At 60.5% G+C, this 20,843-nt stretch carries 19 protein-coding genes; 15 read left to right on the forward strand and 4 right to left on the reverse strand.

Translation table 11 applies throughout. From position 1 onward, the window contains the following. Positions 1 to 7: 7 nt before the first annotated feature. The 3 genes from ACI77D_RS18755 to ACI77D_RS18765 all read left to right on the forward strand — a co-directional run bounded on the left by ACI77D_RS18755 (position 8) and on the right by ACI77D_RS18765 (position 4,477). Positions 8 to 1,354, forward strand: a complete 1,347-nt coding sequence (locus tag ACI77D_RS18755) for a glutamine synthetase family protein (RefSeq protein WP_407017231.1) — start codon at positions 8 to 10, stop codon at positions 1,352 to 1,354. Positions 1,355 to 1,370: 16 nt separating this feature from the next. Then, the gene (locus tag ACI77D_RS18760) at positions 1,371 to 2,471 is read left to right on the forward strand and encodes a DNA alkylation repair protein (protein ID WP_407017232.1); all 1,101 of its coding nucleotides are present in this window, start codon (positions 1,371 to 1,373) and stop codon (positions 2,469 to 2,471) included. A gap of 146 nt (positions 2,472 to 2,617) precedes the next feature. Then, positions 2,618 to 4,477 (forward strand): DUF3857 domain-containing transglutaminase family protein, encoded by a 1,860-nt coding sequence (locus ACI77D_RS18765; protein ID WP_407017233.1) that lies wholly within the window; start codon positions 2,618 to 2,620, stop codon positions 4,475 to 4,477. 132 nt (positions 4,478 to 4,609) lie between these two features. Here ACI77D_RS18765 and ACI77D_RS18770 read toward each other — a convergent pair whose 3' ends face one another. Further along, complete coding sequence (locus tag ACI77D_RS18770) at positions 4,610 to 5,503, reverse strand: LysR family transcriptional regulator (RefSeq protein WP_221294395.1); 894 nt, start codon at positions 5,501 to 5,503, stop codon at positions 4,610 to 4,612. Positions 5,504 to 5,632: 129 nt separating this feature from the next. Here ACI77D_RS18770 and ACI77D_RS18775 point away from each other — a divergent pair, with 129 nt between their 5' ends. The 6 genes from ACI77D_RS18775 to ACI77D_RS18800 all read left to right on the forward strand — a co-directional run bounded on the left by ACI77D_RS18775 (position 5,633) and on the right by ACI77D_RS18800 (position 13,447). After that, positions 5,633 to 7,279, forward strand: coding sequence for a GMC family oxidoreductase (locus tag ACI77D_RS18775; RefSeq protein ID WP_407017234.1), 1,647 nt, complete (start codon positions 5,633 to 5,635; stop codon positions 7,277 to 7,279). A gap of 65 nt (positions 7,280 to 7,344) precedes the next feature. After that, positions 7,345 to 8,967, forward strand: coding sequence for an MFS transporter (locus ACI77D_RS18780; protein ID WP_064451777.1), 1,623 nt, complete (start codon positions 7,345 to 7,347; stop codon positions 8,965 to 8,967). 165 nt (positions 8,968 to 9,132) lie between these two features. Further along, the gene (locus ACI77D_RS18785) at positions 9,133 to 11,085 is read left to right on the forward strand and encodes a DNA topoisomerase III (RefSeq protein ID WP_407017242.1); all 1,953 of its coding nucleotides are present in this window, start codon (positions 9,133 to 9,135) and stop codon (positions 11,083 to 11,085) included. Positions 11,086 to 11,216: 131 nt separating this feature from the next. Then, complete coding sequence (locus ACI77D_RS18790) at positions 11,217 to 11,657, forward strand: CBS domain-containing protein (protein ID WP_064451776.1); 441 nt, start codon at positions 11,217 to 11,219, stop codon at positions 11,655 to 11,657. 8 nt (positions 11,658 to 11,665) lie between these two features. Further along, positions 11,666 to 12,514: an NAD-dependent protein deacetylase gene (locus ACI77D_RS18795; RefSeq protein WP_262667511.1), complete on the forward strand. Its 849-nt coding sequence runs from the start codon at positions 11,666 to 11,668 to the stop codon at positions 12,512 to 12,514. A gap of 603 nt (positions 12,515 to 13,117) precedes the next feature. Beyond that, positions 13,118 to 13,447 (forward strand): hypothetical protein, encoded by a 330-nt coding sequence (locus tag ACI77D_RS18800; protein ID WP_053255450.1) that lies wholly within the window; start codon positions 13,118 to 13,120, stop codon positions 13,445 to 13,447. A 72-nt stretch (positions 13,448 to 13,519) separates the two neighbouring features. On the opposite strand, the gene ACI77D_RS18805 is transcribed toward ACI77D_RS18800, so the two are convergent. Continuing rightward, on the reverse strand, positions 13,520 to 14,425 hold the full coding sequence (locus ACI77D_RS18805; protein WP_407017235.1) for a LysR substrate-binding domain-containing protein: 906 nt from the start codon (positions 14,423 to 14,425) through the stop codon (positions 13,520 to 13,522). Positions 14,426 to 14,558: 133 nt separating this feature from the next. Here ACI77D_RS18805 and ACI77D_RS18810 point away from each other — a divergent pair, with 133 nt between their 5' ends. The 3 genes from ACI77D_RS18810 to ACI77D_RS18820 are packed head-to-tail and all read left to right on the forward strand — an operon-like array spanning position 14,559 to position 17,141. After that, positions 14,559 to 15,257, forward strand: coding sequence for a CoA transferase subunit A (locus ACI77D_RS18810; RefSeq protein ID WP_048729618.1), 699 nt, complete (start codon positions 14,559 to 14,561; stop codon positions 15,255 to 15,257). A gap of 31 nt (positions 15,258 to 15,288) precedes the next feature. Continuing rightward, the gene (locus ACI77D_RS18815; protein ID WP_032886654.1) at positions 15,289 to 15,948 is read left to right on the forward strand and encodes a CoA transferase subunit B; all 660 of its coding nucleotides are present in this window, start codon (positions 15,289 to 15,291) and stop codon (positions 15,946 to 15,948) included. Positions 15,949 to 15,959: 11 nt separating this feature from the next. Next, positions 15,960 to 17,141 carry an acetyl-CoA C-acetyltransferase gene (locus ACI77D_RS18820; RefSeq protein WP_407017236.1) on the forward strand — a complete coding sequence of 394 codons (1,182 nt, stop codon included), beginning with the start codon at positions 15,960 to 15,962 and terminating at the stop codon, positions 17,139 to 17,141. A gap of 92 nt (positions 17,142 to 17,233) precedes the next feature. Here ACI77D_RS18820 and ACI77D_RS18825 read toward each other — a convergent pair whose 3' ends face one another. Then, entirely contained in the window at positions 17,234 to 17,650 is a 417-nt protein-coding gene (locus tag ACI77D_RS18825; RefSeq protein WP_064454901.1) for a PaaI family thioesterase, read from the reverse strand. Between the two features lie 156 nt (positions 17,651 to 17,806). Between ACI77D_RS18825 and ACI77D_RS18830 the strand changes: the two genes are divergently transcribed. Beyond that, positions 17,807 to 18,592 (forward strand): DUF4349 domain-containing protein, encoded by a 786-nt coding sequence (locus ACI77D_RS18830; protein ID WP_407017237.1) that lies wholly within the window; start codon positions 17,807 to 17,809, stop codon positions 18,590 to 18,592. Here ACI77D_RS18830 and ACI77D_RS18835 read toward each other — a convergent pair whose 3' ends face one another. Continuing rightward, positions 18,593 to 19,678 (reverse strand): DUF1615 domain-containing protein, encoded by a 1,086-nt coding sequence (locus ACI77D_RS18835; RefSeq protein WP_407017238.1) that lies wholly within the window; start codon positions 19,676 to 19,678, stop codon positions 18,593 to 18,595. A gap of 145 nt (positions 19,679 to 19,823) precedes the next feature. Between ACI77D_RS18835 and ACI77D_RS18840 the strand changes: the two genes are divergently transcribed. Both ACI77D_RS18840 and ACI77D_RS18845 read left to right on the forward strand, forming a co-directional pair. Further along, the gene (locus tag ACI77D_RS18840; RefSeq protein WP_064451770.1) at positions 19,824 to 20,438 is read left to right on the forward strand and encodes a LysE family translocator; all 615 of its coding nucleotides are present in this window, start codon (positions 19,824 to 19,826) and stop codon (positions 20,436 to 20,438) included. A 216-nt stretch (positions 20,439 to 20,654) separates the two neighbouring features. After that, positions 20,655 to 20,843 (forward strand): hypothetical protein (locus tag ACI77D_RS18845; RefSeq protein WP_407017243.1); only part of this gene is annotated, 189 nt, incomplete at its 3' end.

Raw genomic sequence — 20,843 nt, forward strand, 5'->3', positions numbered from 1 at the left:
GACACCCGTGAAAAGCCATTCATCCAGTTTGCTGGCCGAAGTACGGACTTTCCGCCAGAACCATCCCGAGGTGCGTTACGTCGACCTGATCGCCCTGGACATTCCCGGGCATTTCTACGGCAAGCGCTACCCGGTGGACATGCTGGAAAAAGTCGCCGCCGGCAGCCCGTTGAAGCTGCCGCAAAACGCTGTGCTGCTGGGGGCTCAGGGCGGATTGTTCAAGATTGGCGACTATTGCTTCCACGATGGCGACCCGGACGCCAACCGGCGCCTGGTGCCTGGCACGCTCAAGCCGGTGAGCTGGGAGTCACAGCCGCTGGGGCAAATGCTGATTACCTCGGACGGCACCGAAGCGCCTATCGAATTCGAACCCCGGGAAGTCTTGGCCAGGGTCCTGGAGCGCCTGCACCACAAAGGCATCCATCCGGTGGTGGCGTTCGAGTTGGAGTTCTATCTGTTCGATAAAAAGCTCGACAGCGGCCTGCCGCAATTTGCCCGCGACCCGCTGAGCGATGACACCGATGACCAGCCCAACCTGCATATCGAACGGCTGTCGCGCTTTTCCGACGTGCTCGACGATATGGCACAAACCGCCAGGGACCAGGGCATCGACATCACGGTAATCACCGCCGAACTTGGCCCCGGCCAGTTTGAAATCAACTTCGGCCACCTTGACGACGGCTTGCGCGCCGCCGACTGGGCCGCCCTGTTCTGCCGCAGCACCCGTGGCGTGGCGCTCAAGCACGGTTACCGCGCCAGCTTCATGGCCAAGCCTTATCTGCAATACCCGGGCAGCGGCATGCATGTGCATGTGAGCCTGTACGACGGCGCGGGCAATAATTTGCTGGCGGCGCACCAGCAACAACCGCTGCGTCACGCCGTGGCCGGCTGCCTGGAACTGCTGCCGCACTGCATGCCGATTTTCTCGCCCAACCACAACGCCTTCCGCCGCTTGGGTGGCACCGTCAATGCGGCGACCCGCGCCAGCTGGGGCTTTGAGGACCGCGACGCGTGCGTGCGCATTCCCGAGTCCGACCCGCGCAACCTGCGTATCGAACACCGCCTGGCCAGTGCCGATGCCAACCCGTATCTGGTGCTGGCAGCGATTCTCGCCGGGCTGGAGCATGGCCTTGAAGCCAGGCAAGAACCCATCGCCCCCTTGAACGAAGACCGTAACAGCGGCGCCGACTTCCCCCTGGAAATGCTCGATGCCGTGCGCGCCATGCAACATCAACCGGTCGTGCGCGATAAGCTGGGCGCCGAATTTGTCGACGTGTATTGCGAGAACAAACGCCAGGATCACCTGGCCTTTCAACAAGAGATCAACGCGCGGGAATACCGCTGGTTTCTCTAATGCCCTGGAACCCCCGATGACCGAGCAAAGCGCCCCAGCCCTCAAGGAAATCTTCAACGTCGAGCGCCTGCAACACATTGCCAGCGAGATGTCGGCGGTGTACCCGACATTCGACGCCAAGGGGTTCCTCAAGCACGCCAAGGCAGGGCTTGCCGAGTTGTCGGTGATGCAGCGCATGGCGCGGGTCAGCGAAAGCCTCCACGCCGTCATCCCACTGGATTATGCGCAAACCCTCAAGCTGCTTTACGCCCTCGCCCCGCGTCTGAACAGTGGGTTTGTCAGCCTGTTCCTGCCGCACTATGTGGCCAGTTACGGCCAAGGTGACTTCAAACGCTCCATGGCCGCGCTCAAATATTTCACCACGTTTGGCTCGGCCGAATTCGCCATCCGCCACTTTTTGCTGCACGACTTCAAGCGCACGCTGGCCGTGATGCAGGCATGGTCGCTGGACGCCAACGAACATGTACGGCGCCTGGCCAGCGAAGGCTCGCGCCCGCGCCTGCCCTGGTCCTTTCGCCTTGCCGAAGTGCAGGCCAACCCCGAGTTGTGCGCGTCGATCCTCGATAACCTCAAGGCTGACAGCAGCCTGTATGTGCGCAAATCCGTGGCCAACCACCTCAATGACATCACCAAGGATGACCCGGATTGGGTGCTCAGCCTGATCGAAGGCTGGCACCTGGATAACCCGCACACCGCGTGGATCGCCCGCCATGCACTGCGCAGCCTGATCAAGCAAGGCAACACCCGTGCGCTGACAATAATGGGCGCCGGTGCCAGGGCCGAGGTGAAGGTTCACCACCTGACGGTCACCCCGGCCGTGATCAACCTGGGCGAGCGCATCAGCCTCCCTTTCAGCCTGGAGTCCACTGCCGCCACCGCACAAAAGCTGGTGGTGGACTACGCCATCGACTATGTAAAAAGCGCGGGGCATAGCGCAGCCAAAGTGTTCAAGCTCAAGGTGCTTACCCTGGATGCGGGCGAGCACCACAGCATTCGCCGCGAACAACATATGCGTGAGCTGACCACGCGCAAGCACTACCCAGGCAAACACTGGGTACACGTGCTGATCAATGGCGAGAAGCTCGCCAGCGCCGAGTTCGAGCTGAATAAAGCCTGACATTTCTTACACAAAAGGCTCTAGAACGGGCCTTTCAGACCAATAAATTGTAGAACAATCCTGGCCTTAGCTGTTGAGATCAATTATCATCTGCGCCTTCTTGCTACCCACAGGGTAGTTGTTTCAATGTGTCACCCGAGGCGCCCATGTACCGTTTTTCGTTTCACCGCCCTTTGATTGCCCTCAGTCTGGGGCTGGTTACCCACTCCGTTAACGCCGCACTGCAACCCATGGCCGAAGCCCCGCTGGCCGGCGACACCGAGTTGCATTGCCACTTCAACCGCGATGCCAGTACCGACTGCACCACCACCTATCACTACACAATCCTTGCGCCCAACGGCCGCGAAATACTCTCGCGCATCGACTTCGATTACTCCGAAGGCGACACCTTTGAAGTGATCAGCGCCCAATCCACCCAGCCTGGCGCCAGGCCGATCGCGCTGGATGCCGCGCAAATCGACACCCGCACCGCGCCCAACCCGGACCAGGGCTTTCGCCGCGACAAACAGACCTCCCTGGCCTTTCCGAACCTGCGCGTCGGCACACAGATTCGTTACACCGTGCGCGAACATCGCGCGGCCAAGCCGCTGATGACCCAGTTTCACTACGCCCTCAAGTTCGGCCCGAGCGCGGTCCGTCGCGACCACGTCAAGGCACGCTTTACCGCTGAGCGACCGATCCAGTGGCGCAGCGAACTGTTCGACGATTTCACCGTGACCGCGTCGGCCGACGGCAAGACCCTGGACGTGGTACAAAAAGCCCCGATTTACCTCAACTACATCAATGAATCCCCTGGCGCCGCACTGTTGCGCATACCGCGCCTGGAAGTGGGCAGCGCCCTGGATCGCCAAGCGTATTTCGGTGATTTCGCCCAACGCTACAACCAGATCCTCGGGGCCACCCTGCCAGCGCAAAGTGCCGCGGCCGTGGCCGCCGCGCGCGGTTTACCGCCGGCTGAACAAGTCGCCGCCCTGATGCAGCACATCAATGATCACTACCGCTACCTGGGCGACTGGCGCGCTACAGAGCGCGGCTATGTGCCGTTCAATCTGGCTGAAATCGAGCAGCATGGTTATGGCGATTGCAAAGACCTGGCGATCCTGCTGACCGCCATGCTCAAGGCCAGCGGCATCAAGGCCGAGACGGCGTGGGTCAGCCGTGGCGAAGTGGTGGATTCCTTGCTGATTCCCGGCACCAACGCGCCGAACCACGCCATCGTTCGCGCCGAAGTGGATGGCCAGGTCTGGTGGCTCGACCCGACCAACCCGGTGTTCGCCCCAGGCCAGACGCTGCCCGACATCCAGGACCGCTGGGTGTTGGTCAACGACGCCCAAAGCCAGGTGCGCGAAGAACATATCCCGCTGGAGCGTCCCGAAACGAGCATGCGTCTGAACAAGCAGGTGCACTACGACAAGCAAGGCAACGGCGCGACTCAAGCCACCATCGTCTTCAGCCGCCTGCCGCTGATGCAAATGAGCGTGTCCGACCGCCAACAAGGCACCACCGCCACCGACCAAGAGTTCTGCGCGCGCTTCGGCAACGAGATCAGCGACTGCCACATCAGCCGCCCACCCACCGCGTTTGTGGTGCACGACGGCTACACCTTCAGCGCAACCTTGAACGACCATCGCGCCCTGGAAAAACTGGCGAATGACTATGTCTATACCGATGAGTCACTCAAAGGTCTCTGGGACGGCTTTATCAACTATCGCCGCCACGGCCAACAGGCAGATCTCTACATGGGCAACCCGGAGACCCACGACTACAGCTTCGTGCTGATGGGCGGGAAGATGGAAAAAGCGATCCCCGGCTGCCAGGTACGCTCGCCGTGGTATGACCTGGATCTGGAAGGGCAACGCACGGATGACGGGTTGCGTTACCACTATCGCCTGAGCCAGAAGACGCGTTGGTTGACCCACGCTCAAATCACCAGTGATGCGTTTGGCAAGATGATTGAAGATGCGCGGGCCTGTGCCGAACAGGTGCATCAGGTGGTAAAGCTCTAACCCCTGCCTGACACCACACAATCAACCTGTGGGAGCGGGCTTGCTCGCGAACGCGGTGGCTCAGTTAATACATTTACTGACTGACACGCCGCTTTCGCGAGCAAGCTCCGCCCACAGGTTCATCCGGTTTCTTCAACTGGATTCGCCGAGCAGCAAACCTTGCTCACGCGCGCACAATTCCACCACGTAATCCCACAACACGCGCAGCCGCACTGACTTGTGCAGCTCACGGCGCGAGCTGATCCAGTAGCTTCGCTGAATGCCCTCCCCCGGCAGCAACGGCACCAGGTCCGGATCGCCGGCAGCCATGAAGCATGGCAACACGGCAATCCCCAATCCCGAACGCGCAGCCTGATGCTGGGCGATCACGCTGGTGCTGTGGAACACCACCTTGGGGTTTCGGCAAAAGCTGCTGAGGAGTTTAAGTTCCTGGCTGAACAGCAGGTCGTCCACGTAATCGATCCAGGCGTGGGCGGCGAGGTCTTCGCGTTTCTCGATCGGCGGGTTACGGTCCAGGTAGGCACGGCTGGCGTAAAGCGCGAGGCGGTAGTCGGTGAGTTTGCGCGTGACCAGTTGATCGACGCTGGGCCGTTCGAGGTGGATGCTGATTTCCGCTTCGCGGTTGAGGATGCTGACGAAGCGCGGCACGGCCACCAGTTCCACTTCCAGCCCCGGATAACGCTCAAACAGCCCGCCCATGCGACTGGCGAGGAACATCACGCCTAACCCTTCGGCCACACCCAGACGAATCTTGCCCAAGGGCGCAGCACGATGGGTGAGTTCGTCTTCGGCCAGCAGCGCAACGTTTTCCATGGCTTCGGCGTGTTTGAGCAGGGCTTCGCCGGAGGGCGTCAGCTCGTAGCCCTGCGCGTGCTGGACAAACAGCGCGGTGCCGAGGCTTTTCTCGATCGCCTCGATGTGACGGGCCACAGTGGCGTGGGTGGTTTTCAGGCGCTGCGCGGCGGTGAGCAAGCGGCCACTGCGTTGCAACTCAAGAAAAAACCGCAAGTCATTCCAGTCGAACATGTCGTCTCCGTTGCGAGAGCCTGAGCCGCGCTGTTTAAAAACGCACAGCAGCTGGGTAAAAACTAACATTTTTAAGACGAAAACTAACAACTAGGATGGAGCCAATAAGAAAAACAAGCGAGACCTCAGATGCCCATTGCAGCTGCTGAATACGATTACGTGGTAGTAGGCGCCGGCCCCGCAGGTTGCCTGCTGGCCAATCGACTGTCCGCCAACCCCGCCCACCGCGTGCTGCTGCTTGAAGCCGGTGGCCGCGACAATTACCCCTGGATCCATATCCCCGTCGGCTACCTGTTTTGTATCGGTAACCCTCGCACCGACTGGTGCTTCAAGACCGAAGCCCAGGAAGGCCTGCAAGGCCGTGCACTGAGTTACCCACGAGGCAAGGTGCTGGGTGGCTGCTCGTCCATCAACGGTATGATTTATATGCGCGGCCAGGCCCGGGATTACGACGGTTGGGCAGCGCAAGGCAACGCCGGCTGGGCCTGGAAAGATGTACTGCCGCTGTTCAAGCAGAGCGAAAACCATTTTGCCGGTGGCTCGGAGTTTCACAGCGACGGCGGGGAGTGGCGCGTTGAGCAACAGCGCTTGCACTGGCCGATCCTGGATGCCTTTCGCGATGCGGCGGCGCAAAGTGGAATTGCGCCGATCAGCGACTTCAACCAGGGCGATAACGAAGGCTGCGGGTACTTCCAGGTCAACCAGAAGGCCGGGGTGCGCTGGAACGCGGCCAAGGCGTTTCTCAAGCCGATCCGCCAGCGGCCTAACCTGACGGTGCTGACCGAAGTGGAAGTGGACCGTGTGGCGCTGGAAAACGGCCGCGCATCGGCAGTAGTCGGGCGTCAGCACGGCCAGCCGGTGAGTTGGAAGGCGCGCAAGGAAATCGTGCTGTGCGCCGGCTCCGTCGGTTCACCGGGCATCCTGCAGCGCTCGGGGATCGGCCCGTCGAATGTGCTCAAGCCGCTGGGCATCGACGTGCTGCATGAACTGCCCGGCGTCGGCGGCAACCTGCAGGACCACCTGCAATTGCGGCTGATCTATAAGCTGGAAAACGCGCGAACCTTGAACCAGATCGCAGGCACCGTGTGGGGCAAAATGGGCATGGGCCTGCGCTATCTGTATGACCGCAGCGGTCCACTGTCGATGGCGCCCAGCCAGCTCGGCGCCTTTGCTCGCTCTGGCCCGGAACAGACCTCGGCCAACCTTCAATACCATGTACAACCGCTGTCCCTGGAGCGCTTTGGCGAGCCGTTGCATGCATTCCCGGCATTCACCGCATCGGTCTGCGACCTGCGCCCGCAGAGCCGTGGCCGTATCGATATCCGCTCGGCAAACCCGGCGGATGCGCCATTGATCCGGCCCAACTACCTCAGCCATCCGCAAGACCTGCGGGTAGCCGCCGACGCGATCCGCCTGACGCGCCGCATTGTCGCCGCACCGGCTTTGAGCGCGTTCAAACCGGTGGAATACCTGCCTGGCGAGTCGTTGCAAACCGAAGAACAACTGCACGAAGCCGCCGCGCGTATCGGCACGACTATTTTCCACCCGGTGGGCACCTGCCGCATGGGCAGCGACACCGACGCCGTGGTCGACGCCCAACTGCGCGTGCATGGGGTGCCCGGCCTGCGCATTGCCGATGCCTCGGTCATGCCCCGCATCACATCCGGCAACACCTGCTCACCTACACTGATGATTGCGGAGAAAGCCGCGCAGTTGATCCTTTCGCCGAACACAAGGAGCCTCGCCCCGCAGAAAGAAACGGTTCATGCAATCTGAATAGCGGCGCCACACCCGGCGCCGACAGTGGAACAACAATAAATAATCACTGTGAGGGATACCCGATGTCAGAACACGCTCAACCCCTGGGCTCCGCGGTCCGCGCGAGCACCGGCAGCGAATCAAGGAAAGTCATTTTCGCCTCGTCCCTGGGGACGGTGTTCGAGTGGTATGACTTTTTCCTGTACGGCGCCCTGGCGGCGGTGATCAGCAAGCAGTTCTTTGCCGGGGTCAACGACACCACGGCGTTTATCTTTGCCCTGATGGCCTTTGCCGCCGGTTTTGTCGTGCGGCCGTTCGGCGCGCTGGTGTTCGGCCGCCTGGGCGACATGATCGGGCGCAAGTACACCTTCCTCGTCACCATTATTTTGATGGGCGTGGCGACATTCTGTGTCGGGCTGTTGCCCACCTACGCCAGCATCGGTATTGCGGCGCCGGTCATCCTGATCGCGCTGCGCATGTTGCAAGGCCTGGCGTTAGGCGGTGAGTACGGCGGCGCAGCCACCTATGTGGCCGAACATGCGCCCGCCGGTAAACGCGGCTTGCACACCAGCTGGATTCAATCCACCGCCACCCTCGGCCTGCTGCTGTCGCTGCTGGTGGTGCTGGCCTGCCGTTACTTCACCGGCGACCAGTTCGAAGTGTGGGGCTGGCGTATTCCGTTCCTGTTTTCCATCGTGCTGCTGGGCATTTCCACCTGGATTCGCATGAGCCTGCATGAGTCACCCGCGTTCCTGAAAATGAAGGAGGAAGGCAAGGCCAGCAAGTCGCCGATCCGCGAGTCCTTCGGCAAGTGGGAAAACCTCAAGGTGGTGCTGATCGCGCTGTTCAGCATCAACGGCGGGCAAGCGGTGACCTTCTACGCGGCGCAGTTCTACGTGCTGTTCTTCCTCACGCAATTTTTGAAGATGGACCCGGCGCTGGCCAACATGCTGTTGATCATCAGTGTGGTGATCGGCGCGCCGTTCTTTATCCTGTTTGGCTGGCTGTCGGACAAGGTCGGCCGTAAGCCGGTGCTGATGCTCGGCTTGCTGCTGGCCACCGTGCTGTATTTCCCGATCTTCAAGGGGTTGGCGCACTACACCAACCCGGCGATGGACCAGGCCAGCCACCAGGCCCCGATTACCGTGCTGGCCGACCCGGCCACGTGCACCTTCCAGTTCGACCCGGTGGGCAAGGCGCGTTTTGACAGCCCGTGCGACAAGGTCAAGACCTTCCTGGTCAAGCAGGGCCTGCCGTATAGCAGCGCGGTAGCCCCGGCGGGCAGCCCGGTACAGGTGAGCGTCGGTGACGTGCGCATCGATGGCTTCGACGAAGCCGCCCTGCGCGGCGCGGTGACCCTGGCCGGTTACCCGACTTCGGCGGACATGGCCCAGGTCAACAAGGTGATGGTGGTGGTGCTGATCGTGGCGCTGATCCTGATCGCCGCCATGTGCTACGGCCCGCTGGCGGCGTTGATGGTAGAGCTGTTCCCGACGCGTATCCGCTACACGTCGATGTCGCTGCCCTACCACATCGGTAACGGCTGGTTTGGCGGGTTCCTGCCGACCGTATCGTTTGCCTTGGTGGTGTACACCGGCGATATTTTCTATGGCTTGTGGTACCCGGTGGTCGTGACCGGGGTGAGCTTGATCGTGGGGTTGTTCTGCCTCAAAGAAACGCGGAATGTGGACATCGATAACAACTGAGTCAGCTTCAAGGGGCAAGCTGCAAGCGGCAAGTAGGAGCTGATCGGCCTCTACTTGCAGCTTGTAGCTTGAAACTTAAAGCTGTACATCCATACAGATAATGGTTGCTCAAATCCTTCTGACTAAGCATCCTGCAAGGCATCAACCCGATGTGATGTGATGACCATGCGGCTGTACCTCTGTGAAAAACCCTCCCAGGCCAAGGATATCGCGGCCGTACTGGGCGCCAGTCGCCGTGGCGATGGCTGCTGGCTGGGCAATGGCGTCACAGTGACCTGGTGCATCGGCCACCTGCTGGAAACCGCCCCGCCCGATGCCTACGACGCCAAATACAAGCGCTGGGTGCTGGCCGACCTGCCGATCGTCCCGGAAAAATGGAAGATGCTGGTCAAGCCCAAGACCGCCAGCCAGTTCAAGGCGGTCAAGCGTTTGTTGGGGGAAGCGCAGGAGCTGGTGATCGCCACCGACGCCGACCGTGAGGGCGAGATGATCGCCCGTGAACTGGTGGAGCATTGCCGTTACCGCGGGCCCATCCAGCGGTTGTGGCTGTCGGCGCTGGATGACGCCTCCATTCGCAAGGCCCTGGCTGCGCTCAAGCCAGGCGCCGAGACCTTCAGCCTGTATCACTCGGCCCTCGGCCGCTCGCGCGCCGACTGGCTGATCGGCATGAACATGAGCCGTTTGTTTACCTTGCTCGGGCGCCAATCCGGTTATCAAGGCGTGTTGCCGGTGGGCCGGGTGCAAACCCCGACGTTGCGCCTGGTGGTGGACCGCGACCGCAGCATCGCAGACTTTGTGCCGGTGGCTTACTGGGCCATCGATGTCGACTTGCGCCATGAACGCATGACCTTCACCGCGCAATGGCGCGCCAGCGAGGACGCCTGTGATGATCAGGGCCGCTGCCTGAACCCCCAGCTGGCTCGGGAAGCGGCCGATGCGATGACCAATGCCGGGGCTGCGCGCCTGATGAAACTGCGCACCGAACGCATGCGCGAGGTAGCCCCCCTGCCCTTCGACCTCGGCACATTGCAGGAAATCTGCTCCAAGAAGCTCGGCCTCGGCGCCCAGGAAACCCTGGATGTCGCGCAATCCCTTTACGAAACCCACAAGGTCATCACCTACCCGCGCAGTGACTGCGGCTACTTGCCGTTAAGCCAGCACGGCGACGCGCCTAAGATCCTCGCAGCGTTGGGCCGTGCGGATGCGGCGGTGAACGAGCTGATGCCGCATATCGACCCGCAACGCCGTTCGCGGGCCTGGAACGACGCCAAGGTCAGCGCGCACCACGGCATCATTCCTACCGGCGCAGGCAAGGATGTCGGGCAGCTCACCGGCAAACATCGTGCGGTCTATACCCTCATTCGTGCGCGTTATCTGGCGCAGTTCCTGCCCAACCATGAATACGATCGTACCCAGGCGGATTTCGACTGCGCCAGCCAGGCGTTGCGTGCAGTCGGCAAGGTCATCATCGAGCCGGGCTGGAAACGCGCGCTGCCCGAAGCGCTGGCGCCCGCCAAAGGCCGAGAGGCCGCCGCGCCACAAGCGTTGCCGACGCTGGTGCAGGGCAAGGATTATGCGGTGGCCAAGGTCAACCTCAAGGACCTGTGGACCCAACCGCCCAAGCCGTTTACCGAAGGCGACCTGATCAAGGCGATGAAAAACGTCGCCAAACTGGTGGAAGATCCGCTGCTCAAGCAAAAACTCAAGGACACCACCGGCATTGGCACCGAAGCCACGCGCGCCGGGATCATCCAGGGCCTGCTGGACCGTGGTTACCTGGTCAAAAACGGCAAGGCGCTTTCAGCCACTGCGGCGGCGTTCAGCCTGATCGACGCGGTGCCACGGGCGATCGCCGACCCCGGCACCACCGCGATCTGGGAGCAGGCACTGGACATGGTGCAAAGCGGTGAAATGAGCCTGGAAGAGTTCGTCGCCAAGCAGGCCGCCTGGATGAGTAAACAAGTGGCGCGCTGCAATGGCATGCGCATGACCATCAGCGGCCCGGCCAGCCCTGCGGGCCGAGGCGCTACGCCGTGGAAAAAGAAACGCAAGAGCACACCGCGCAAAACGACAGCCCCCCCCACCAAGCGCGCGAAAAAACCGACAAATGCTGGATAACGTCGAAAAAATCCGGCGAATGACGTTTTTCGACGAGTTTAACGCCGCTTTGGACCTTGCTCCGCCGTGGGCCGTCTAGGACTCTGTAGGTGACCCGCTGACTTCCTAACAACAACACCGGAGTGGCCGCCATGAAAACCGTTGCACAAGTGCTCAAAGCCAAGGACCAGAAGAATCACGACGTCCACACAATCCAATGGGACCACACCGTGTTTGAGGCACTGGTGCGGATGTCCGAGAAGAACGTCGGGGCCTTGCCGGTCGTCAAAGAAGGCACGGTTGTAGGGATCATCAGCGAACGTGATTACGCACGTAAACTCATCCTCAAAGGCTTATCGTCGGTCACCACAAGGGTCGATGAGGTGATGAGTTCACCGGTGATAACCGTCGATACCCATAAAAGTGTCGAGGAGTGCATGAACATCATGACCGACAGTCACCTGCGCCATTTGCCGGTGGTCGAAGACGGCAAACTGCTGGGCCTGCTCTCCATCGGTGACCTGGTCAAGGAAGCCATTGCCGAACAGGCTGACCTGATCAAGCAACTGGAGCAGTACATCCGCGGCGAATAGGAGACCCCATGCTCGACACGCTGGAATATCAACAGGACCACCTCGATACCCTGCACCGGGCCATGGCTGAACGGCGCTTTTTGGTGTTGACCGGCGCGGGGATCAGTACGTCGTCGGGTATCCCCGACTATCGCGACAGCGAAGGCGTGCGCCGAGGCAAGGCACCAATGATGTACCAGGAGTTCCTGGCCACGCCTCAAGCGCGGCGCCGCTACTGGGCGCGAGCGATGCTGGGTTGGCCACGGGTACGCATCGCACAGCCGAACAAGGCTCATTGGGCGCTGGCGACATTGCAGCAACGTGAGCGCATCGGCGGGTTGATCACGCAAAACGTCGATGCCTTGCATGACCAGGCGGGCAGCCATGAGGTGATCGAACTGCATGGCAGCCTGCATTGGGTGCTGTGCCTGGATTGCCAACAGCGCAGCGAGCGCGATGGAGTCCAGCGGGTGATGGAAGATCAGAACCCTTATCTGGCCGGCGTTGATGCCGTGCAGGCGCCCGATGGCGATACGCTGCTCGATCCTGCCTTTGAAGAACGCTTCCAGGTCCCCCACTGCCCTTACTGCAACGGCCAACGGCTGAAACCGGATGTGGTATTTTTTGGCGAGAACGTCGCCCAGGCAACGGCGGCCAAGGCAATGGCCGCTGTGGCACACGCCGAGGGCTTGCTGGTAGTGGGCTCATCGCTGATGGCCTACTCGGCGTTCCGCCTGTGCAAAGCAATGGTGGAACAAGGCAAGCCAGTGATTGCCATCAACCTGGGCAAGACCCGTGGGGATGAGCTGTTGCAGGTAAAGATCGAGGCCTCATGCGAGCGGTTGTTGCCCTTGCTGGTCGAGCGATTGGGACAGTAGGAACACTGCAGATCAAAAAATGTGGGAGCGGGCTTGCTCGCGAAAGCGGATTGTCAGTTAACAAATGTTTAGCTGACCCACCGCATTCGCGAGCAAGCCCGCTCCCACAGGGTTCGTGTGTTGGTTCGACTATCGTGCCCTTCGACCAACCGCACAAAAAATGACGCCCGAGTCACGTTTTCCCGCATTCTCCCGTCCCTGCTGCGATTTATGTAGTGCTCCAAAAAAATCACTACATAATCGTTGACGTAACCTTTTTGTCCTTGCATTATCGAGACGTCTCCCGGATCGGGAGCGTTGGTAACAAGCGTTTTGAACAAGCTCGTCTGACCGCCGAGCTGTTTTTTCCGGATGTGCACTGCCCACAAGGCAGATTGATGAAGCTGACCGGCTCGAAAGAATCGGTACAAGGGGCTCAAACGCTGCTTGTCTTCGTTATGAAACCATTGCGTAGCAGTTCATCAGCAAGACTACATGCATCAGGTTCAAGACCCTGCCCGTATTCGGCAGACCGTCACTGACGCCCGGTTTTCGGAACCGGAGACAACTAAGCAGTATTAACGAATCAACTGATAGATCGCCAACTGGTCAAGGGGCTTACACATGAATCTGAACAACCAACCTACTATTGATGAATTGGCTGAGATGTTCGCAGCGCAGAAAGACAAACTCGACGACCATATCCTGTGGATTGGTAAATCGGGCGAAGTCAATATTGACTGCCTGGCGCCCCATACCGAAGAAGCCGAGTTCGACCGCAATCACCATGAACTGGCGGCACGCCTGAAGATGTACCGCCGCGGCCAGGGTTATGTTGGCAAGAAAGCGGCTGCCGATCGCAACTTTATCGAGCAAGTTTTCCATACACTTAATACCGAATGGCAGCACCTCAAAGGCCAGTCGCAGGTTAAAGTGATTGATAGATACTGCTGATAACAGAGTCACTTAATTTTGAGCCCGCTCGTTTATTCGAGCGGGCTTTTTAATACCTGATTTTCAAAAACCTTATGCCCGTGCGGGAAACCTGCCCTTCGCCGCTTCATCGCGAAAAATATCAAACAACACCTGCGCCGCCGCCGACAATTCATGCCCGGGTTTGGTCAGAACACCAATGGGCCGCTCGATCACCGGATCACTCAACGTAATGCAATGGGCACCCGCCTCCTCCATCTGTCGTGCGCACAATGCCGGTACGGCGCTGACGCCCAGGCCGCTAGCAACCATCTTGCCCACCGTTGCCAGTTGATGGCTCTCCAGCGCTACCGGCAATTTCATCTGCAAGGCGCCCAAGTGTTCCTCCAGCATCACCCGCACCGTGGAAGGCCGTTGCAAGGTAATGAACGGTTGCTCCAATAAGGTTTTCCAGTCGATTTCGGCACACTGTGCCAAGGGCGAGTCACCCGGCACCACGGCTATGAACCGGTCCAGGTACAACGGTGTGAACGCCAATGACGAACCTTCCGACGGTTCGAACGCCACGCCCAATTCCACCTGACGGTCGCGGACCATCTCCAGTACCTGCTCGTTGATCAGGTCATGCACCGTCACGTTCACCTGAGGGTAACGTGCGCGGAATACCTTCAGAATCGGCGGCAGCAGGTTGCCCGCAAACGATGGCATGGCAGCCACTGTGACCCGGCCACGCTGCAGGGTGAAGCGCTGGCGCAGCTCATCCTCGGCGTTGTCCCAATCCGCAATCAAGCGCCGCGCCAGGGGTAACAACGATTCACCTTCAGGCGTGAGCGCGACGTTGCGGGTATTACGGCTGAACAGGCGGCCACCCAAGCCCTCCTCCAGCCCTTTGATCGTCAGGCTCAGCGCCGATTGGGAAAGGTGCAGGCGCTCGCAGGCAGCGGCGAAACTCAGGCTCTGGGCCACGGCGAGAAAGGCACGCATCTGTTTAACGGTCATGAGGTTGCTCCGAACGACGGGTGGACTATGCTGTTTTCTAAATCAATCAACCTTAAAAAACAACTTAACAAATCAATCCGTCAGCGCAACACTCGGCTCATTGGCTGGCCCACAAACAATAAAAGAGGTGCATATGGCAGGTTTCGATAAACGCGTGGCGTCCTATGAAGAAGCACTGGCAGGCCTGGAAGACGGCATGACGGTGCTTTCCGGTGGTTTTGGCCTGTGCGGCATTCCGGAAAACCTCATCGCCGAGATCAAACGCAAAGGCACCCGCGACCTGACCGTGGTTTCCAATAATTGTGGCGTCGACGGTTTCGGCCTGGGCGTGCTGCTGGAAGAAAAGCAGATCCGCAAAGTGATCGCCTCCTACGTCGGTGAAAACGCCCTGTTCGAGAAGCAACTGCTCAGCGGCGAAATCGAAGTAGTGCTCACCCCACAAGGCACCCTCGCGGAAAAAATGCGCGCAGGCGGTGCCGGCATCCCGGCTTTCTTCACCGCCACCGGCGTCGGCACCCCGGTTGCCGAAGGCAAGGAAACCCGTGAATTCAACGGTCGCCCGTACCTGATGGAAGAGTCCATCACCGGCGACTTCGCGATTGTCAAAGGCTGGAAAGCCGACCACTTCGGCAACGTCATCTATCGTCATACCGCCCAGAACTTCAACCCGCTGGCCGCCACCGCCGGCAAGATCACCGTGGTCGAAGTTGAAGAAATCGTCGAACCGGGCGAGCTGGACCCGGCGCAGATCCACACCCCTGGCATCTACGTCGACCGGATCATCTGCGGCACCTTCGAGAAGCGCATCGAACAGCGCACTGTCCGCAAATAATCCTCCAGCCCAAATAATAAGGAGACAAAAAATGGCTCTTACCCGCGAACAAATGGCTCAACGCGTCGCCCGCGAAATGCAGGATGGTTTCTACGTCAACCTCGGCATCGGCATTCCGACCCTCGTGGCCAACTACATCCCCGAAGGCATGGAAGTCATGCTGCAATCAGAAAACGGCCTGCTGGGCATGGGTCCGTTTCCGACTGAAGAAACCATCGATGCCGACATGATCAACGCCGGCAAACAGACGGTGACTGCGCGCATTGGCGCGTCTATTTTCTCCTCCGCCGAGTCCTTCGCGATGATTCGCGGCGGCCACGTCGACCTCACCGTGCTCGGCGCGTTTGAAGTCGACGTACACGGCAACATCGCCTCATGGATGATCCCCGGCAAACTGGTCAAAGGCATGGGCGGCGCCATGGACCTGGTGGCCGGCGCGGAAAACATCATCGTCATCATGACCCACGCCTCCAAAGACGGTGAATCCAAGTTGCTCAGCCAATGCAGCCTGCCGCTCACGGGCGCCAATTGCATCAAGCGTGTGCTGACCGATCTTGCCTACCTGGAAATCGAAAATGGCGCTTTTGTCCTCAAGGAACGCGCACCTGGCGTCAGCGTTGAAGAGATTGTGAGCAAGACCGCCGGTAAACTGATCGTCCCGGACCACGTTCCAGAAATGCACTTCCAGTGAGGACAGATTCCATGCAAGACGTCGTGATTGTTGCTGCCACCCGCACCGCCGTGGGCAGCTTTCAAGGTTCGCTGGCCAGTATCCCGGCGCCGGAACTGGGCGCGGCCGTGATCCGTCGCCTGCTGGAGCAGACCGGCCTGGACCCCGCTCAGGTAGATGAAGTCATCCTCGGCCAGGTGCTCACGGCCGGCAGTGGCCAGAACCCTGCGCGCCAGGCGTCGATCCTTGCCGGCCTGCCCCATGCCGTGCCGGCCTTGACCCTGAACAAGGTGTGCGGTTCTGGCCTCAAGGCGCTGCACTTGGGCGCCCAGGCGATTCGTTGCGGCGACGCTGACGTGATCATCGCCGGCGGTATGGAAAACATGAGCCTGGCGCCGTACGTGTTGCCCGCTGCGCGCACCGGCTTGCGCATGGGCCACGCCAAGATGATCGACAGTATGATCACCGACGGCTTGTGGGATGCGTTCAACGACTACCACATGGGCATCACCGCCGAGAACCTGGTGGACAAATACGGCATCAGCCGTGAAGCCCAGGACGCCTTCGCCGCTGCCTCCCAGCAGAAAGCCACTGCGGCGATCGAAGCTGGCCGGTTTGTCGATGAGATCACGCCCATCCTGATCCCCCAGCGCAAAGGCGACCCGGTGGCCTTCGCGGTCGATGAACAGCCGCGCGCCGGCACCACCGCCGAATCCCTGGCCAAGCTCAAGCCCGCGTTCAAAAAGGACGGCAGCGTCACCGCCGGCAACGCCTCCAGCCTCAATGACGGCGCGGCGGCGGTACTGCTGATGAGCGCTGATAAAGCCAAGGCGCTCGGCCTGCCCGTTCTGGCGCGTATTGCCAGCTACGCCAACGCCGGTGTTGACCCCGCCATCATGGGCATCGGCCCGGTCTCGGCCACGCGCCGCTGCCTGGACAAAGCTGGCTGGAGCCTGGGCGACCTGGACCTGATCGAAGCTAACGAAGCCTTCGCCGCGCAATCCCTGGCGGTGGGCAAAGAGCTGGAGTGGGATGCGGACAAGGTCAACGTCAACGGTGGCGCTATTGCCATCGGCCACCCGATCGGCGCCTCAGGCTGCCGTGTGCTGGTGACCCTGCTGCATGAAATGATCAAGCGCGATGCCAAGAAAGGCCTCGCGACGCTGTGCATCGGTGGCGGTCAAGGCGTAGCCCTCGCCCTCGAACGCAGCTGATTCAAGAGCAACATGGAAAAGGCCCGGTTCCACGAAAACCGGGCCTTTTCTTTGGGCAGCATTCCTGAAAAAACACGGTAATGATTTCAGTGTCAGTCGGTACGAGGCACCGCAAACACCGCACTCGCCCGCGCCACGACCTTCTCCCCCACCTGCAAGCTCGCCGTGGCAAACGCCATCTGCCGACCACGTTTATGATGTTCCAACCGCACCACCATCCACTCACCCACCTGCACCGCGCCCAGGTAGTCCAGGGTCATGCTCGCGGTAATTAACGGCAACGGTGGCTCACTGGAAAACGCCATCGCATACCCCATGCCGATATCCGCCAGAGTCGCCAACACCCCACCGTGCACCGTGCCGCGCCCATTGGCGTGGCGGTTGTCGGCGCGCAGGCCGATTTCCAGTTGCAAACCTTCACCCCGGCAATAGGCCGGGCCTAACAAGTCGAGCAACGGGCTGCTGCGCGGTAGCGAGACGAACCCTTGGGGCACGGCGTGAGCGATCATGGCGAGCTCTTCCTTGGCATAAGGTTTGAGGTGTACGCCTGGCTCTGCGAGGCTGCCATCACCATCAGCCACGCAAATCCTGTGCGATGCTTTGCGTAAATACGCCAGACCCGCTTTAATCGCGATCATTTCCCCTGCACACCCCAAGGAACTGCAATGCGCCATCTGGACGGCACAACAAAACCGCTGCTTTTGATCGTGCTGGCCGGCCTGGCCCTGGCCGGTTGCTCGCCCAAGGACCACTCCCGTGCCACGGTGATCAATGGCGAACAGGGCCGGGCCGGGGCGCAGTTGGCCTATGAACATGAGCTGATGCTGGCGCTGCCCGGCGCCCTGCTTGCACCCCGCATGCACGCTACCCGTGAGGCGTGTGAATCGGCACGTTTCGGCGCCTGCAATATTCTGGGTATCACCGAAGATGACAATGGCGGCACGATCATCCTGCGCATCGCACCTACCGGCGTGGAGCCGATGGTCGCACTGGCCGCTGAAGGCGGAAAACTCGGCCAGCGCATCACTAGCGCCGAAGACCTGGCCGACGCGGTGGCCGATGTGCGCCGTCGCCAGGATCGCCTGCAAGCCCAACAGCAACGCCTCGACGAACTGGCCAAGCGCAAGGACATCACCGTCAGCGACCTGATCGCCCTGAGCAAGGAACAGGCCGCTATCGAAAACGAATTGCAGGAACTGGCACAGGTCGCCGCGGGCCAGCAACGTCGCCTTGATACCAACCGTGTGACCCTGAATTTCCGTTCTTCCGACGGCGCGAATCAACCGTCACGCTTCAGCCGGATGTTCAGCAACCTGGGTGACAACCTGGTGAACGGCACGGCAGACGCCCTGGAGCGCGCCAGTTATGTGCTGCCGTTTGTGATCCTGGCGTTCCCGGTGGTGTGGTTGTGGGTCTGGCTGTGGCGCCGGTTCGTTAAACGCCGCCCATGATCAGCGCTTCATACAGCGCTGATAGCGCTCATCCACCCGCTTGGCAAACCACGCCGTGGTCAGGTTGCGGGTGATCTTCGGGCTCTTGAGCACGATGCCCGGCAGGATCGCCCGTGGCATCGGCTTGCCTGCAGCCTTATCAGCTAGAGCAAACACACGCTGGTAGAGGGTGGTCTGCTCAAAGTCCAATTGCTCGCCCTGCTCCAGCTGGCTGCGGATGCTGGGGTTGCGCATGTCCAACTTCGAACCCAGTGAGCGCACCGCCAGCTCAGTGGTGCCCGGCAGCAGCGACCCGTAGCGAATCAAATCCCCGTCCAACGCCAGCTCGGTGCCACTGGCACGACTGACAGCAGCCTGGAACGCAGCGTTACGGCTGGCGTACCAGCCCGCGTTGAAATCGGCAAAGCGGTACAACGGCTGGTCGTAGTTCACCGGGTAACCGAGCAGATGGGTGATACCAAAATACATCCCGCCACGACGAGTGAAGACTTCGCGCCGAATCGTGCCATCCACGGTGTAGGGATAATCACGGGCGTGCTGTTGCGCAAAGTCGATGCTGACCTGCATGGGGCCGGCGGTATGCACCGGGTTGAAACCGCCAAACAATGAATTGCCCAAGGGCACCATGCTGATGAAATCATCAAAGATGCCGCTCAGGTCCTTCTCTGTGCGTGCGGCGTTGAGGCGATCGGCGTAAGTCTTACCGCTGGGCGAGCGCAATTGCAGCGTGGTCCGCACCACGAAGGCCGGGACATGGACCTTGCCGGCACGCCGCAGAATTTCATCCTGGGCGATCTTGCCCATGTTTGGCACGGGTGGGTCGACCTGGTAGGTGGACTCTTGCTCGGTCACCGCCAGCACAGCGCAGATATTCTCGGTGCTGGGGTAGATTTTCTGGGTGTCGAAGGCGGTGTAAATGTCCTGGGCCCAGCCACTGCGGTCGGGAACCGAGGTCGGCAACAGGCGCACGATCTGCGCCTTTACCTCGGCCTCGCTGCGTACAGGCTGCTGCGGGCCACGTGGGGTGGAGCAGCCGGCCAGCACCAGCAATGTAGTGAGGCACAGGATCAGACGGCTTGAATACATGGGGCTTCCTTGAGTAACGACGGGCCGGGCAATGCGGATATCGACAGGTAAGTCTAACCGGGGTTCGCCGACCTGCTGCACTCGCCAGTTATCACCGAACATGACAGGATCCGTCATCAGCCATTCGTACACGGAGTTGGATGCCATGCTCAGTCTGAATTTCTTCGTCACCTGCCTGATCGTCGTACTGATCCCCGGCACTGGCGTGATTTTTACCGTCTCTACCGGCCTGACCTCCGGCAAACGCGCCAGCTTGTTTGCCGCGCTGGGCTGCACCGCCGGGATCATTCCTCACTTGCTGGCGTCGATACTGGGCCTGTCCGCCCTGCTCCACACCAGCGCCTTGGCCTTCGAAGCATTGAAATTCGCCGGCGCGGCCTACCTGCTGTACTTGGCCTATGCCACCTGGCGTGACCGCTCGGCCTTTGCAATGAGCGACACGCCGACGGTTGCGACCGCGCGCAGCCTGATGCTGCGTGGCTTTTTGCTGAACATCCTCAACCCCAAGCTGACGATTTTCTTCCTGGCCTTCCTGCCTCAATTCGTAACGCCAGGCGGCACGGCGCCAGCCGTGCAGATGCTGGTACTGAGCGGCGTGTTCATGGCGATGACGCTTGCAGTGTTTGTGCTGTATGGCCTGTTGGCCAATGTGTTTCGTCGTGCGGTGGTCGAATCGCCACGTGTGCAGAACTGGCTGCGTCGCAGTTTTGCCACGGCCTTTGCAGGGCTCGGGTTAAACCTGGCGTTTGCGCAGCGCTGAAAACGTGTCGAATCGTGTTAATGGATCACTGACAAGGACTACTGAAACTTCCCACGTAACAGCCGGACAAGCTCTACAGATCTCTCCTTAAAACCTCTGCAAAGTCCTTCGCCTGACTCAACAGTGCGAGGGATTGCAGATGGTTTTTTTCGTTAAAGCCCAGGTTTTTGTGGCTGTCGCTTGAACACGGCCATTGGCAGGCTGGCCCTGGCCCCAATGGATGCAAAGACGGTCGATGTTGAAACCGTCTTGCGCGACTTTAGAGAGTGCCTGAACACCTTTGACGACTGGGCTTCGAGCTTCTGGAGCTTTTCGGCGCTGGATGTCGAGCAGGTGTTCAAGGTCGGCGACGAGGTGGCGCTGGTCGCGCCCATCAACCGCTCCATTTTTCCCGGCAGCACCGTT

This window comes from Pseudomonas sp. O39 (assembly GCF_045447295.1).
Taxonomy (GTDB): Bacteria; Pseudomonadota; Gammaproteobacteria; order Pseudomonadales; family Pseudomonadaceae; genus Aquipseudomonas; species Aquipseudomonas antarctica_A.